The sequence below is a fragment of the Ahniella affigens genome, assembly GCF_003015185.1.
GTDB classification, from domain to species: domain Bacteria; phylum Pseudomonadota; class Gammaproteobacteria; order Xanthomonadales; family Ahniellaceae; genus Ahniella; species Ahniella affigens.
Genome location: NZ_CP027860.1, coordinates 3564900 through 3581618, shown reverse-complemented (window position 1 = coordinate 3581618; position 16719 = coordinate 3564900). Strand labels below are relative to the sequence as shown.

General features: G+C 60.2%; 7 protein-coding genes. 5 read left to right on the top strand and 2 right to left on the bottom strand.

Annotated features, from left to right (window positions below; genetic code table 11):
• The first annotated feature begins 6 nt into the window (after positions 1–6).
• The 4 genes from C7S18_RS13885 to C7S18_RS13870 all read left to right on the top strand — a co-directional run bounded on the left by C7S18_RS13885 (position 7) and on the right by C7S18_RS13870 (position 11056).
• On the top strand, positions 7–7014 hold the full coding sequence (locus C7S18_RS13885) for an Hpt domain-containing protein (protein ID WP_106892134.1): 7008 nt from the start codon (positions 7–9) through the stop codon (positions 7012–7014).
• The gene (locus tag C7S18_RS13880; RefSeq protein WP_106892133.1) at positions 7001–9124 is read left to right on the top strand and encodes a chemotaxis protein CheB; all 2124 of its coding nucleotides are present in this window, start codon (positions 7001–7003) and stop codon (positions 9122–9124) included. Before C7S18_RS13885 ends, C7S18_RS13880 begins: the two co-directional genes overlap by 14 nt.
• A 7-nt stretch (positions 9125–9131) precedes the next feature.
• Complete coding sequence (locus tag C7S18_RS13875) at positions 9132–9605, top strand: chemotaxis protein CheW (protein ID WP_106892132.1); 474 nt, start codon at positions 9132–9134, stop codon at positions 9603–9605.
• Positions 9606–9757: 152 nt separating this feature from the next.
• Positions 9758–11056: a metal-dependent hydrolase family protein gene (locus C7S18_RS13870; RefSeq protein WP_106892131.1), complete on the top strand. Its 1299-nt coding sequence runs from the start codon at positions 9758–9760 to the stop codon at positions 11054–11056.
• A 149-nt stretch (positions 11057–11205) separates the two neighbouring features.
• Here the strand turns inward: C7S18_RS13870 and C7S18_RS13865 are convergent, their stop codons facing one another.
• On the bottom strand, positions 11206–11715 hold the full coding sequence (locus C7S18_RS13865; RefSeq protein ID WP_106892130.1) for a hypothetical protein: 510 nt from the start codon (positions 11713–11715) through the stop codon (positions 11206–11208).
• Between the two features lie 304 nt (positions 11716–12019).
• On the opposite strand from C7S18_RS13865, the gene C7S18_RS13860 reads away from it, so the two are divergent.
• On the top strand, positions 12020–14044 hold the full coding sequence (locus C7S18_RS13860; protein WP_106892129.1) for a M23 family metallopeptidase: 2025 nt from the start codon (positions 12020–12022) through the stop codon (positions 14042–14044).
• A 157-nt stretch (positions 14045–14201) separates the two neighbouring features.
• On the opposite strand, the gene C7S18_RS13855 is transcribed toward C7S18_RS13860, so the two are convergent.
• The gene (locus C7S18_RS13855; protein WP_146151920.1) at positions 14202–16613 is read right to left on the bottom strand and encodes a hypothetical protein; all 2412 of its coding nucleotides are present in this window, start codon (positions 16611–16613) and stop codon (positions 14202–14204) included.
• Between the last annotated feature and the right edge of the window lie 106 nt (positions 16614–16719).

Genomic DNA, 16719 nt, shown 5'->3' with positions numbered 1-16719 from the left:
TCGCCTATGCGCATGCAACAAGAAATTGACTTCACCACGCTCAACTGGGTTAAACAGGAGCTGGATGAAACCCTGAAACAAGCGCGACAGGCGCTAGAAGCCTATGTCGAGGATCCGGCTGACTCCAGCTTGATGCGCTTCTGTGCGACCTACCTGCATCAGGTGCAAGGCACCTTGCGCATGGTCGAGCTCTACGGCGCCGCCATGGTGGTCGAAGAAATGGAGCGAGTGGCGCAAGCGCTGCTCGACGACCAGATTCGCACCAAGGACGACGCGTACGACGTGCTCATGCGCGGCATCGTGCAGTTGCCGGATTACCTCGAGCGATTGCAGAGCGGTCACAAGGATATTCCGATCGTTCTGTTGCCACTCCTGAACGATCTGCGTGCCTGTCGCGGCGAAAAGTTGCTCAGCGAAGGCGTGTTGTTCTCGCCAGACCTGTCGCTGCCTTTGCCACCGATTGCCGCAGGTCCAGACCGGCCGCTGCCAGATTCCGAGATGAAGGGTGTCGCCGCGCGTCAGCGTGCCAACTACCAAATCGCACTCGTCAAATGGTTGCGCGACCAGTCGTCAAACGTCGCGGTCAGTGGCCTGATCAACGCGCTCGATGGACTGCGCAGCATCACCTGGGGCGACGACGCACGACGTCTCTGGTGGATTGCCGGTGGCTTGCTGGATGGCATCCGGCTTGGCTCGGTTGAGGCCAACCAGGCCGTCAAGCTCCTGTTTGGTCGGGTTGATCGCGAGATCAAACGACTGGCTGATGGCGGCGAACTGGCGTTCCGGTCCAATCCGCCGCGTGATTTGACCAAGAACCTGCTCTATTACGCCGCCCACGCGAAATCGGCGGAAGGCCGGCTCGGTGACTTGAAGCGTGCGTTCAAGCTGGACACGCTGTTGCCAAGCGAGAAGGAACTGGAGCACGCTCGTGGTTCGCTCGGCGGGCGCAATCGCGCGCTGCTCGACACGGTCTCCGACGCCATCAAGGAAGACCTGATGCGCGTCAAGGATGCGCTCGATCTTTACTTGCGCACCGCGAATGCCAACCCCGGCGATCTGGCGGCGCAACTCGACACCCTCGATCGCGTAGCCGACACGCTCGGCATGCTCGGCCTCGGCGTGCCGCGCCGCGTGGTGGTTGAACAGCGGGATTCGCTGCGCAAGGTCGTGCACGGCGATAAGAAGGCCGAAGAAGGCACGTTGCTCGATGTCGCCGGCGCGCTCCTGTTTGTGGAGGCGTCGCTCGACGACAATATCGAACGCCTCGGTGGCAGTGACGACGAGCCCAAGGCTGATGCGGCGCAGACGGCGGAGTTGCCACAGACTGAAGTCCGCAAGATTCTCGAAGCGCTGATGAAGGAAGTGCAGACGAACCTGACGCAGGCGAAGCAAGACATCGTCGCGTTTATCGAGTCGGGTTGGCAGCACGAACGGGCCGAACAGATTCCGCGCCTTCTGGAAGAAATTTCCGGCGCCATGCGGATGATCAATCTGGATCAGGCCGGTGGCTATCTGGATGGAATTGGTCGCTTCATCGAAGTCGAAGTGATCGAACGCAAGCGTGTTCCGAACGCCGATCAGGTGGACCGATTGGCCGATGCCGTCGCCAGTATCGAGTACTACCTCGAAGCAACCTCCGCGCAGCGCACCGGTCGCGAAAAAATTCTCGACGTCACTCGCGAAAGCTTGGAAGCGCTGGGCTATTGGCCGTTACCTGAGCGACAGGCTGCCGCAGCGCCGACCCCTGTGGCGGTTCCGGCCAAGCCTGCTACGGGCACTCCGGCCTCCGTTACGGTCGCGCCCACGGCGCCGACTCCGGTTTCGGCGCCGATCAGCGCGCCCACGCCCGTTGCGACACCTGACTTGACGGCCGCGTTGACGCTGGCTGAAGAAGCGCCGAAGCCCGGACCAAGCCTGAGTCTCGAACCGATTGCCACGCCAGCCGCCGAACCTGCGGCGGCACCGACGCCGGTTGCGGCTGCAGCGCCCCTGGTGTCTGCTGCACCGGAGCCCGAGCCTGAGCCTGAGCCGGAATTCGACTACGAATGGGTCGAGGTTGAAGAAGAGATCATTGAAGAAGCGCCGATCGTCGCTGGCGCATCATTCCAGGCCGTGCCCTCGAATGATATCGACGAGGATATTCGTGAAGTCTTCCTCGAAGAAGTGCAGGAAGAGCTCGAGAACCTCGGTCGCAATTTGCCGGACTGGAAGAACGTCCCGCATGACTTCGAGCGCCTGAAGCCCATTCGCCGTTCGTTCCACACGATGAAGGGCAGCGGCCGCTTGGTCGGCGCGCTCGCTCTGGGCGAGTTCAGCTGGAAGATCGAGAACATGCTGAATCGCATTCTCGACAAGACCATTCAGCCTGGCCCAGCGGTTATCGCATGCTTGGACAATGCGGTTGCCGCATTGCCGGCCTTGCTTGCCGCGTTGCGTGGTGAGCAGGGGCAAGGCGTCGATGTGCCGGGCATCATGGCGGTCGCCGATCGCTTAGCCGCTGGCGAAGAGGCTTGGTTGCAGAAGCCTGAGCCAATCCGCCGCATCGAGAAGAAGCTTGTACAGATTGCGAAACCGCGTCCGAAGAAGCCGGCGCCAGTGTTCGTACCGGCACCAGAGCCAGTCGTGGCGCCGGTTGCCGACGTCACCGAACCGTTCGCGCCGATCGAACTTGGCGGCAGCGAACCAGAAGCGATCGAACTCAGCGAACCCGATGTCGGAGACTTGGATTTCGCGACCGAATCATTGAGTCTGGAATCGGAGGCGAAGAGCGACCTGGACGCTTTGGCCGACCTCGACATCGGCGACAGCGCCGAAGCCATCGAATTGACGGGTTTCGATTTCAGTGAGCCTGAAGCTGCTGCGTCGCCACCGAGTCAAATCGAGGAGGCTGAGCCGGCGATCGACTTTGGTTTCGCGCTTGACGATTCCGCTGGCATCGAACTCAGTACCGATGACTTGGGCGGCTTGGATTTCGATCTGCCGATTGCCCAGTTGCAGCCAATCGCAGCGGCGCCAGCGGCTCCGGCTGCAGTCGAACCTGCGATCACGCCTTTGGAGCCGATGATTCCGGCGCCAGTAGCACCCGTTTTCGAAGCGCCTGTGTTCGTAGCGCCTGTGTTCGAAGCGCCTGTGTTCGAAGCGCATGTCGGCGAGACATCGGCGTTCGACACGCCGATGTTCGACACGCCCGTTGTCGCGGCTCCAGCAATCGATACATCAGCGCCGACAGCCGAACCAGCGACGGCCGAAGCGTCGGTCATGGCCGCCGCCGATCTCGACGGCGTCGACCCGATGATGCTCGAGATTCTGCGCGCTGAAGTCTCGGGACACCTGAGTGTTATTCGCGAATTCCTGCAGGATTCTGCGGCAATGCCCGGTCTGCCCGTGTCGGAGTCACTACTCCGAGCCGTGCACACGATGCATGGCGCGATCGCGATGGTTGATCTCCCGAGCGTCACGCCGTTGCTTGGTCCGCTCGAAGGCTATGTGAAGCGATTGCGTGGTCAGGAGCAGGCGCCGAGCGCCGAAGGTTTGGCCGTCATTGCGGCGACCGCCGATGCGGTCGAGGCGTCGATCCACGGTCAAACCTCGCCGGTGGATTTGCACGAACTCGCCGAAGCGCTGAATGGTCTGCGAAGCGTGCTGCCCGAGCCTGAGAGTGTGCTCCGCGTGTTCAATGTATCGGTGGACGAAGACGATGATCATCGTCATCACGACACCGCGGCTCCGGTTGCCGCGCCGCCACCGGCTGACGTGTTGCCAAGCAGTTCTGGCATCGAGTTGGAATCGCCCGTTCTGGAGCTTGCCAACGCCGAACCTGCAACGATTGAATTGCCAACCGAAGCGCCAGCGAGCAATGCCCCTGAGTTCGACTTCCAATTGCCAGACTTCGGATTGAGTGACGCCGATACGCTGGTGTTGCCAGCCGTGGACCCGTTCCCTGCCCAAGCCGTTGCAGACACCACCGAGGCCGCGCCGCCAGCAACACTGCAATCGCCAGAGGCGACAGAACCGGAACTGGCATTCGAACTGCCGGATTGGGCGAGTTTCGACGCCGAGACCGCGGCACCAGTAGAGCCGGTGCCCACCGTGGTTGAATCCAGTATTGAGGCGCCCGTTGCGGCAACGCCGGAAGAAGAAATCTCGTTCGCCGACCTCGTGGACTTTGGCTTCGCCGAGCCGGCCGCCGATACGCCGGCTGCCAACGATACGACTCTTGATGCGGGCGATGGCTGGTTGAACGCCGAAGCGTTGTTCCTGGACGAAGCGGTGACACCTGCGCCAGAGCTGGATGCGTCGGCCCAACCGCCCGTCACCGCCGAAGCACCCCAGTTGGTCGGTGACGCGTCCGTCTTCGACTTTGCGGCCGAGTTCGACGCCATTGAGCTCGCCGACACGGTCGAACCGGAATCGACGATTCTGGCCGAACCACAAACAGACACCGCTTTTGCAAGTGCGACCTGGCTCAATCCAGTGACCGAGACGCCACCGGCGGCGGTGTCCGCTGAATCGAGCGGCGATGAACTGGGCATACAGTACCAACCGATTGCGGATGATGCTCACCCAGAGGGACAGTTGGAATTGCCCGACATGGACGAAGATCTGCTCGAGATCTTTGTGCAGGAAGGTTCCGACATTCTCGACGCCTCGGACACCATGATGGCTCGCCTCCGCGAGTCGCCAGAAGATCGCGAAATCGTCGTGGGGCTGCAGCGCGAACTGCACACGTTGAAGGGCGGCGCGCGCATGGCTGGCCTGTCGCCGATCGGCGACCTGAGTCATGCGATGGAGTCGCTGTTTGAGATGGTGGCGGACGGACGTCGTCAAGTCGACCGCGTTAGCCTGGAGTCGCTGGAGCGCGGGTTCGATCGACTGCACAGCATGGTGCAGCGTGTGTCCCGTCGGCAGGCCATTACGCAACAAGAGCACGCTATTGCGCGGTTCGAGGCGATCGTCTCAGGCGAGACGATTCCGACCATCAGCGTCGCTGCGCCGGTCGTTCAGGTGCCGATCGCCACACCGGCACCGGCTGTCGAGGCCACTGCCAGCCAGGATGTCTTGCCCGAAACCGCACCCACTGCGGCGGCGACGCCAGCACCAACGGCTCCGCAAACGCCGCGTCGCGAACAGAAAACCGCCCTCGACGAAGCCGAGGAAGCTGGTCGCGCGCCGCAGGAAGTCATTCGCGTCCGCTCCGACTTGCTCGATGCGCTCGTTAATCTGGCTGGCGAAGTCTCCATCTACCGCTCGCGTCTTGAGCAGCAGATGGGCACCTTCCGGTTCAACTTGCAGGAACTCGACCAAACCGTCTTGCGTGTGCGTGAACAGCTGCGCAAACTGGAAATCGAAACCGAAGCGCAGATCATTGCGCGCTACCAGCGTGAAGCCGAAGCAACGGATGCCGAATTCGATCCACTCGAACTCGACCGTTTCTCGACCCTGCAACAGCTGTCCCGAGCGCTCGCGGAATCGGTGTCCGACTTGCAGTCCTTGCAGAATGCGTTGGATGATTTGACCCGCCAGGCCGAAACGCTGCTGTTGCAGCAGGCGCGCGTCAGCTCCGAGTTGCAAGAAGGCCTGATGCGTACGCGCATGGTGCCGTTCGACTCGGTTGTGCCGCGTCTGCGTCGCCTGATGCGGCAGACCGCTGGCGAACTCGGCAAGCGCGCGCAGCTCCGCGTCGAAGGGGCGCAGGGTGAAATGGATCGCAACGTGTTGGATCGCATGACCGCGCCATTGGAGCACATGCTCCGCAACGCGCTCGCGCATGGTCTGGAAACACCGACCGATCGATCCAAAGTGGGCAAGAACGAGGAAGGGACGGTCACCATCGGTATTGCCCGCGAAGCAACCGAAGTCGTGATTCGCGTTACCGATGACGGTCGTGGCATGGATCGCGATGCGATCCGCCGCAAGGCGATCGAGCGCGGCATGCTGAAGCCCGACGCCCAATTGTCCGATCGCGACCTTTACGGCTTCGTGCTCGAAACAGGCTTTTCGACCGCTGAATCAGTCAGCAAGATTGCCGGCCGCGGCGTTGGTATGGACGTAGTCGCCAGCGAAATCAAGCAGCTTGGCGGCACGCTCAGCATCGACTCTGAGCGCGGTCGTGGTACGCAGTTCATCATCCGGCTGCCGTTTACCCTCGCGGTCACGCAAGCCATCTTGGTGCGCCTCGGCGAACATCTGTATGCAGTGCCAATGTCGTCGGTGCAAGGTGTGGTCCGAATCCGCCGCGAAGATCTCGATGAGCGCCTGAAGTCGCCGACGCCAACTTACAGTTACGGTGGCGATGACTACCTGATCTACGAAATGGGCGACTTGCTCGGCACCACCGTGCACCGCGCCAGTGACGAGTTGCAGTTGCCGCTCTTGATGGTGAAATCGGGTGACCAGCGCGCCGCCGTTCGCGTCGACGCCGTGCTCGGCAGTCGCGAAGTCGTCGTCAAATCGGTCGGGCCGCAGGTGTCGTCGATCGCCGGCATCTTCGGGGCCACGATCATGGGCGACGGCTCGGTGGTCATGATTCTCGATATGGCCCCGCTGGTTCGCCGCGTTGCCGCCCTGCGTCAGACCGCTTTGGCCGAAGATGCCATTCCGGAAGTGCTCACGCCGGTCATGCCGGAACGCCGTCAGCCGCTCGTCATGGTCGTCGACGACTCGATCACCATGCGCAAAGTCACCACGCGCGTGCTCGAACGCAACGACATGGAAGTGGTCACGGCGAAGGACGGTCTGGACGCGGTCGAAAAACTGCAGGACCGCGTGCCCGACATCGTGCTGCTCGACATCGAAATGCCGCGCATGGACGGTTACGAACTCGCGACCTACATGCGCAACGATCCGCGTTTGAAGATGGTGCCGATCATCATGATCACGTCGCGTACCGGTGAGAAACATCGCCAGCGTGCGTTTGAAATCGGTGTCGATCGTTATCTCGGCAAGCCGTATCAGGAAGCCGATCTGCTACGTAACGTCGAAGAGACATTGAGGTTGTCGCGTGCTGTCCACTGACATCAAACGTCGCGCCGTGTCGATCGCCTTGGTATACCAATCCGAGGCGCTGAACCGTCACGTCCGCGATGCCATGACGGAGCTCGGCGCTAAGGTGGTATACGAAACCTCGGTGCTGGCGTATCGACCCAAAGAACTGGCGGGCAGCGGCGCCGACGTGGTGATCATCAATTTGGATCCGACCTCGGATGAGGATCTGACTGGCATTGATGATCTGCTCGTCGATGATACGCGTCGCGTGGTGTTCAACGATGGCGAAGTGACCGCCCGGCTGAGTGGATGGGACCTCGCGCGTTGGGCACGTCATTTGGCCGCCAAAGTATTGGGTGAGCAGGTTGGACTGCCGCCGCCGCCAGCGGGTTCAGAACCGATTCCACAATCGGGCCTGCAGCGCGCCGATTTGTCGACGCCCGTGCGGCCAAAATCGTTGGAGCCGACCACGCCCGCAGGCAGTGTTGCCGAGACCGAATTCGCGGCCGACGAGATGACTCGGGCGCTGGCCGATTTCAGCATGGAGCAGGCGAGCCGTAGCGAAGAGAAGCTCGCTCAGGACGAACTCACCAGCACGCTGGCCGGGCTCGGTTTGGGTGATTTCGACTTCAGCGCGGCAAGCGTGTTGCCGGCCGCTGAGCCGGCGCCAAAGATCAGCGAAAGCAAGAGCATTTTCGAAGAGCTTGGGTTGGGCTTGGATATGCATGAGCCGAGTGCACAGCCCACCCGTTCCACTGCCGCCGCACCGTCGCCAGAAGCCGACAATCCATTCGCCGGGCTGGATATCAACTTCGACAGCTTTGATGAGGCACCGCCTGCGCGTGACGAGCCACAAGGTCTGGATGCACTGCTCGCGAATCTGCCGAAGGAACCCAAACCAGAGAAACCAGAGAAACCAGAGCGTGTGGATCGGGCCAATGCGCCAACGTTGGAACTCCCGGTGCCGCCAGCTCTGGCCGCGAAGAAGCCGGCGAGTTCAGAGCCCGCCGCGAATCCGTTTGCAGGCTTAAGTCTCGAATTGTCGCCGTTGGACGGCGCTGCTGCCGCACCAAGCAGCCCCGCGCCAAGCAGCAAACCGAGTTTTGCCGATCGTGATTTCTCGTCAGCGCTGGCGTCTTTGTCGCTCGCTCCGTTGGACGAGCCCGCCGACGCCGGCAAGTCGGTGGCCGCGCCCGCCGCGCCCGCAACCCCGTCGGCCAGTCCGCCCAAAGACCGCGGTGCGATGGATCTCGGCTCGCTTGCTTTGGAGCCGATCGAACAGGAAGTCGACAACATATTTACGATCGCGGCCAAGAATCGGGCCGCCGCAGCTGCCGCCGCGTCAGGTGACAGCACGGGTGCTGCAGCACCACCAGAACTCCCGCCCGAGCTGCCACCCGATTTGCCAGATTTCGGCGACGACAATCCATTTGCGGACCTCGATCTGAATTTCGACAATCTCGATCAGGCCGAACTGCCCAAATTGGCCAAGGACACGTTCAGCGAGGGACCAAGCGAAGACGACTTCTTGAAGGAGTTCGCAGCGTTTGGCAGCTCGGCCACCCCGTCTGCGGGCGCTATCGAGCACGTCGTGGTGCTCGGCGCGTCGATTGGTGGCCCAGATGCAGTCCGCGAGTTTCTCGGGGCCGTACAGCCTAACGCGCGGTCCGTATTCGTGCTCGCGCAGCACATGGGGGCCGATTTCGTTGAGTTGATGGCGCAGCAGTTGCAACGGGCGACCAAGACGAACGTGCTGATGCCCAATTCGGGTCAGGTTGCCAGAGCTGGTGATGTGCTGATTGTGCCGGTCAGCGAGCGCCTGCTGCTCGAATCATCCGGCGAGATTCGCCTGGTGACACCAGACCATGCCTCGCCGTACAGCCCATCCATCGATCAAGTGTTGTATGACATCGCTGATCGATTTGGCGATCGCGCCATGGCGATTGTGTTCAGCGGGATGGCGCACGATGCGATCGAAGGGGCAAAGTATTTGGCTGGCAAGGGCGGTCGCATCTGGGTACAGGATCCGACCACATGTGTCGTTAGTTCCATGATCGATGGCGCGGTCGAAGCCGGCATCGTGTCGTTCATCGGCAGCCCGGCCGACTTGGCCGCGCAGTTCAACCGAGAATTCAAGTGAGGCGTGCATGAACCAGATCCGTGAAATTCGCGGCCTGATGATTACGGTGACCAATGGCAAGGTCTTGCTGCCAAACGCCAACGTGACCGAGATCATCACGTATTCCGATCCAGAGCCTATCGACGGCGCTCCGGACTGGTTGCTTGGGCGTACCCGCTGGCGTGGCTGGCGCGTGCCCCTCGTGTCGTTTTCGATGCTTGCCGGCTTAGCGCCGCGCGACCTGGGCACCAACCTTAAGGTAACAGTGCTGAAGGCGTTGGGTGGCAATCCGAAATTGCCTTATCTCGCGATGATGGCGCTTGGCTTCCCACGTCTGACTACCATTTCACCGGATGTGCTGATTCCGACCGGGGACGACGAGTTCCGTGAGCCTGGCGTGCGCCACCGCACCTTGGTGCGCGACGATGTGGCCATCATTCCCGATTTGATCGAAATCGAACGGCTGGTGGACGATATCCTGCACCAACCCGTTGCAGCCTGATCGCCGCAGGCGCCTGGGTCAGCGCTGGCTTGCTGCCTGGACGCCACTACCGCCCGGTCTGTGATCCCCAATTGCGTGTGGCGCACTCGAACGCAGCGCCACTCGCCCCGGTTTGAAACCGAAATCCCGCCCTCTTGCTCCAGGAATCACCGATGCGATACTGGTTCGCTGTGTTGTTCTGTCTGGTGGTCCACCACGCGCCAGCGCAAAATGTGCTGATTCATGCGGGCAAAGTCATGGTCCGAGCCGACCGACCCGTACTTGATGCGCAGTCCATCGTCGTGGTGGACGGCAAGGTGCGGGCCGTGACGGCCGGGTATGTCAGCCCTGCCCAGGCCAACGTACCGTCCGACACGCGGGTCTTGGATTGGAAAGACCAAACCGTTCTGCCTGGCCTCATTGACTGCCATGTGCATCTGGATTCCGACCGTGCCGGCGTCGAAGCGCAATTGGCGATGATGACCGACAGCATCGCGGCGCAGGCCTATGAAGCGCAGGTCAATGCCAAAAAAACCTTGATGGCCGGGTTTACCACCGTCAGGAATCTCGGCGATGCCGATGGGGTGACCTTGGCGCTGCGCGATGCCATTCGCGACGGCAAGGTCATCGGTCCGCGGATTCTCGACGCAGGCCGCTCCATCTCCACCACCAGCGGTCATATGGATTCCAGTCTTGGCTTTCGCGATGAGTTCCGCGAGTTGCTGAACGACGGCCATAACCTTTGCAATGGTGTCGACTCCTGTCGCGAGGCCGTGCGGTTGCAAATCTCACGCGGCGCCGACGTGATCAAATTTGCGAGTACCGGTGGGGTCAACAGCCGGATCGGACTTGGTCTTGGCGCGCAAATGTTTGAGGATGAAGCGAAGGCAATTGTCGATACCGCACATCTTTATGGCAAGAAAGTTGCCGTGCATGCGCACGGTGCGGATGGGATCAATCTCGCCCTTAAAGTTGGCGCGGACTCGATTGAACACGGCACGCTGCTGGATGACACGGGGATCCAACTGTTCAAACAGTCGGGCGCCTATTACGTGCCAACCCTGTCCACGATTAACGGCTACATCGAGCGCCTAAAAGCCAACCCAGATGCCTACAGTCCGTCGGTCAAGGCCAAGATCGAATGGCGCATCGGCATCACCGGGCAATCACTGAAGAAGGCGCACGAAGCGGGCATTCCCATTGCATTCGGCACGGATGCTGGAGTCAGCCTGCACGGCCACAATGCTGATGAGTTCGAGCTGATGGTCAAGTTTGGCATGACGCCAGCCGAGGCCATCGCCGCAGCCACTTTGAATGCGGCAACGCTGCTGGGGATTGAGCAGGAGGTCGGCAGCCTGGAAGTTGGCAAACAAGCCGATCTGATTGCGGTTTCAGGCAATCCCCTGAAGGACGTCCGCGTGCTGAAAAGCATCAATGGCGTGGTTCGCGCGGGCAGCGTCTACAAGCACTGAGTTTGGGATGCTCGGTGATCAGTCGGTAGATTGAGTCCGGCACGTGTAAAGACCTTGAACTTGCGTCGATGCTGAGTGCGAACGCAAACAAGCGATCCCCGGGTGCCCTTGTTCACCCTACCGCATCCTTCGAACGAAACCATTCCCGGTCAAAACCAGCGCGGCAGGTCCGCCCAAGGATTTGCCCGGCATTGGAACTGCTGAATAAAAGGCGCGTTGACTGGTCCATGCCAGTACCAGACGTTGTCGCGATCGCTAATCAACACGTGTTCCCGAAGGCCCAGATGGTCTGCCGTCGGTGCCAGCCAGACCAGCGCGATGCGACTCGGTTGGCGTTGCGTGATCGGCATCCGCAGCAAGTACTCGTAGCGGTTGGCGGTGCCTGGCTTCAAATGCAACAGCAGTTCGCACTCGCGCGCCAACGCCAGGTGGCTTGAATCCAGGATCGACGGTGCGTGCGTCATCAACGCGCAGGCCGGATCCCGCCACAGTATGCCAATCGCTCCAGATTCCTCAGGAAACGACGGGCGCGTTGCGAGCAGTTCCGCGAATCTCGACCGAGCGGTCGACGCCGCCTCAAGCAGCGTGACGTCGGGCGGCGGACAGGCCTCTGGCGTCGCAAGAAACACCGACAGCAATAAGCTCACAACGCTCGGCATGATGCGATTTCCTGGTTGCCGGATGACTGCTCAACAGTAGTCCCAGGACGCAAACCGAGGCTGAACTGATTGCTGCGTCTTCGCCTTGAAAGCGCGCGGGAGTCAAGGCACTCAGCCATGATTCAGGCAGGCGTTTCAGGGTCCGCGTTAACGGCCCTGAAGTGCATACCGCACGCGAGGTGCCAGGAATTTATTTTCGATGCGAAGCGTGCATTGGCGGTAGTCGCTGCGTTCTTCACAGGGACTCCGCAATGAGCTGACTCATCCCGAATCAGCAGGCGGATCGATCACTTGGAGAGTACCCATGACACGTCGTGTTCACGTGCGGCAGCGCACGCCTTTGATTTCAGTTCCTCTGGTTTCAGCCCCTTTGGCTTCAGCCTTGTTGACTCTCGTCGCAGCGACAGCTGCGCAGGCAGCGCCGATTCAGAGCAGTCTGGACTTTGTTGCCGCGATCGATACGCTGCGACCGAGCAAAGTGCTGGGTGAACGCCTGGATTCTGAACGTCCGTTGCATATCGATGGACACGCCGCGGTCCGTCGCTTGTCGGAGGCATTGATTGCGGCGCAAGTTACCCACGCGGACTGGCAAAGCGGTAGCCGGGCCACATCGCTGGAAGCGTTGCTGATTGCGCTGGCAGACACGGCATCGGCCAAAACCCGTTTGCCGGAGTCGGTCTTGTGTTTGGCTGATCGCGGACTGCCCAAACTGCTGGACACGCTGCCTGCCGAAGACAAGAGCCGGGGCGAATTAAAAGCGTCCTTGGCCGAGGTGTGCCGGTCGGCCAGTCAGTTTGCTGGCCTGCCAACCCCAGAGCCGAGCCTGGTGGAAGCAATGATGCCCGCGGCGCCCGCGCTCGCCGGCAAGAATCTGAACTTCGACTGGCTGTGTGCGCGCGCCGGAATTCGGACGCCAGACATGCCGGGCGTGAACCCGTTCTACGAGATCACGGGCTATCAAACCGGCGTGGGCAATGCGACCGCCTATCTTGAAGAAGGACAGCGTATTGCATCCAAAGTTATTTGCGGGCCGAAGGTCATCGACGGTGTAACAAACGTCTATGGGACAAAGATCTCGCTCACGTACACGCCGTCCGGAGGCAGTGCGAAGACAGTCGTGCTCAGCAGCTTCGCGACCGATGGGCAATCCTTTGCATTCCCGGCCGACTTCTTCCCGGCGAGCTTCGGCAGCAGCACGAATCCAACGCCGATTAACGCGACGTTGCGCTATCAGACCATTCGTCGCGCGTGCGTGTGGGGTTGCAGCTTTACGCCGCTGGGTGCCGAGACGGTGTTCCCAATCAACGTGGCGCAACTGGGTAGTTACTGCAGCGCCGGGCTTCGCTACGACAACTTCACGATCAACGACCGTCTGTTCATCGATGACGAATGGCAGAGCAACTACGCCAATAACGTAGTCGTCAATGGCGCGGCATCGGATTGGGATATGGAGTTCCGTGCGTACGCGCGCACGCTTGCCACGTCGCAGGTGACGATCGGCGGAGTCACCTACACGATCTCCAGCAGCAGCTTCCCAGCCTACAATCCGATCACCAACAACACGCCATTTGCGGTGCATCGTGATGACGAACTCGAGATTCACGATCCATCGATCAGCCGCAGTACATTCATCGATACCATGGGCACGACGCGGCTCAGCGCACTTCGCTTTCCGCGGGTCGTTGGCAACAACTGGAGCAGCCAGGACGACTTCAGTTACACCTGCAAACCGGAAAAGATCGTTCGCGACTATGTGGCGTTCTGCTCGCTCGCTGGCAAGGGCGTAGATTCTCTATATCTGCTGCCCTATCGCGGTAAGACGCTCACTGTACAGGGCAACAACGGCTCAATCTCGCATAACAACGACATGAATCGTTATGCCTGGGATTTCGAAACTGAGGCCGCGAGTTACAAGGGCATCTACGCGGCGCGGTCCGGTCAGGTTATTGCTGTGGAAGAGGGCGAGTCAGGCAATTGCTCGGGTTGTGCGAACAACTTCATCTTCGTCCGTCATCAGGATGGGTCAGAGGCACACTATCTGCATGGCCAAACCAACGGTACCGAGGTTGAAGTGGGCGACATCGTCCGCCGCGGACAGTACCTGGGTGAGTCGGGCAACGTGGGCAACTCAGCCATTCGCCATATTCACTTCTCGGCACACTCGGGAACGACCGGCAATTCGATTCGCTCATCGTTCGATGACCAGTCTGAGCCGTGCGTGATTCCGGTGGGCCCATTTGACACCAAGGAGTCGACGCTGACGCCGGGCCAGGACAAAGAGCTGAAATACCTGTCGTTCCCGCAGCTCGGATTGCCGGCAAAGCGCTGAGCCGCCGGCACTTCAGGCATCCGTAGATTGTCCATAAACAGCCGAACAGCTTGCGCCAGGGATGGCGCAAGCGTAAAGCGACAACGGACGTGATTGATTCTGGGCGGGCCATCCATGGCCCGCATCGCTCCTGAACTTGTTCAGAGGCTCCCTCAACCTATTCGAATCCGTGCTCGAACAGACTGGTGTCGTACTCACGGACGTAGACCTGCCGAACACTTTCCCCGCTAAGCGGTGTCGAGGTGCCCGACGCAAACCAACGCGTTCCGGCTTGCGCGACCTGGTTGGGGGCATAGGCGCATGATTGACGATCCATGCAATCCTCGCTTTGCCACACCGAGCCGTCAGATTCAAAAATACGAAGAAAACGGCCAGAGCCAGAATAACCCGTGACGCCCACGCGGCCGACATCGTCCAGTGCTAACTGATCCGCCCGAAATGGCAACGTAATGGTCCAGAGCACGGTGCCCTGTGCACTGATGCGCGCCAGGATCGAACTGGTGTTTGGAGCGGCTGTGCTTTTCAGGGCAACGACTTGGCCGAGTTCCGGGTGCACGGCGTAACTGATCGTGTGGCCAGTGGTTCCAGGAACCGGAATGGTGGGTCCAAAAACGCGTGTCCCGTTGAGCGCAAAACGCGAGACGCCGGCGTGGTCAGGACCACCGCCGTATCCAATCAGATCGAAATAGCCATTCGAGTGCAGTCGGTGCGTATCCAGGTCGTAAGGCAATCGGGAATAAGTACCGGGAACGATTCCGAGCTGCGGCGTCAGTTGGGCGACGTAGTTGTGAGGTTCGAAATCATCGCAAATCGGGCTAAAGTCGCAGTTCTGATTGACGAATCCAACGAGCTTCAGGCTGTTTCTGGACTCGCCAGTAATCGACAGTGAAGCAAACGGCAACTCAGTCGCAACGCCATTCTGAATGAGATGGGTAACGCCACTCGCAATGGTGAGAATGGAGCCATCAGCCAAATGGCGCAATTCGTGTATCGAGTCGAAACCGTCGTAGTAATGCAACTGGTGTCGCGCCACTTCATTCCCGTTGCTGGTGAAGCGCAGGAGGTGGAAATAGCCATCTCCGCTCATGACGTCCGTACTGCCATTGCCAAGGCGGGCCATTTCAATCGGAACGCGGAATGGGAACACGTTCAGTTCTTCGCGATAGTCGCTCCGCACTTGCTTCGTCCACCGCCGCTGATTGCGCTGCACGTCATGTACGGCAATCGCGCCAAAGGCGTGCGTGGCAAGAGCGACGCCGTTGTTTTCGGACGCTACCAATTGCAGCCCTGCTGGCGCTATGGGGAACTCACCAACTTCCGCACTGTTCTTGGCATCGCCGCTTGCCTTGTAGACCGATAGTTTCAAACCTGCCGCAAAAAGGGCCGTCGGCTTGCTGGATAGCAATGCAACGTATTCGGCATTTTGCGCAAAGAAGTGAAAGTCCAAGCGATCGCTCAGCTTTGTACGCTTTATGACTTCGCCAGCCAAACTGAGCACCGTTAGATCATGCCGTCGGTTGCCGGCGAGACTCAGAAAGATGCGTTGATTGTTGCAGCGAGCGAACGGTGACGGGGTCCATTCGGAAGCGATCGGCACGCTCGCGACTAGGCTCGTTCCGGATGTGAATTGCACCTTTTGAATGGTGACTGCGGTATCGCTTCTGCTGAATGTGTAGGCGTCATCGTTGATGACGCACAGGTCTGCACCGTCGTTGCTCCCAGTCGCGGATTGGATACTGGCGGTCGTCTGCCCGGCAGCATTGAGCTTCTTCAAGCTAAGCATCTGATCCAACGTAAAGGCCAATACCAAGTCACCGCTAGGGGCCACGGACTGCACAAACCGCGAGTTGTAGGTTAGTCCGTCGGTATCTTGCTGCCAGAGCAGATTGCCAGTGGCACTGATTCGGGAGGTCGTCAGTTTCGAATCGCCCGCCGACGTTGAGATCCGCTCCGTCAAAATCAAGTCGCCGTTCCCGGCAATGGCGGTTCGACGCTCGAACGCCTCCGCCGTGTTCAAAGTGACCGTGGACAGGATTTGGCCGGAAAAATCGGTGATCAACACCTGATCATTGGTCGTTACAACAAACAAGCGATTCGAGTTGGCGACAATCGTCTGACAGGCATTCGCTGCGCCAGTGGTTAGCTGTGTTTCGCTGATCACACCAGTGTTGCCGATTTCAAGTAGCCAGCAGCTTTGCTGTGGTGCGCTCGTCGTTGTCAGCGTGACGGCTGCGAACGTTCGTGTCCCAGTAGCGGTCACCGAGAGATTCCAGTAGGCCGGGGAATCGGGGTTTTGACGGCGGAACGAGCCCGGCGTTGTACCAGTACGAAGGATCACCAGGTCACGTTTGCTGCTGTCGCCCGGGTCGTAGCCGACCGTCTGGATGCTGGTCGCCGTACCGAGCGCATCCACGGTTACTTGATCGTCGGAATTGGCAAACGCAGAAGCTGGGCCAACATGCTGAAATTGGGTCGTCCAACCTGCCGACCAGGCGCACGAGGTGGCGCCCATAGTCAGAAGCAGCAACGTCGCTGTGGTTAATTTGGGGGTTTGAAGCGATTTGCGCATGACTGGGTGGCTGGTTAGCTCGTTGGCTGTCAGTTGTGATGGTACTTGCAGGTCCCGTGAATCGTCGCTTTAGCACTGTAATTCGCGCATAGTGAGCCACCCATGC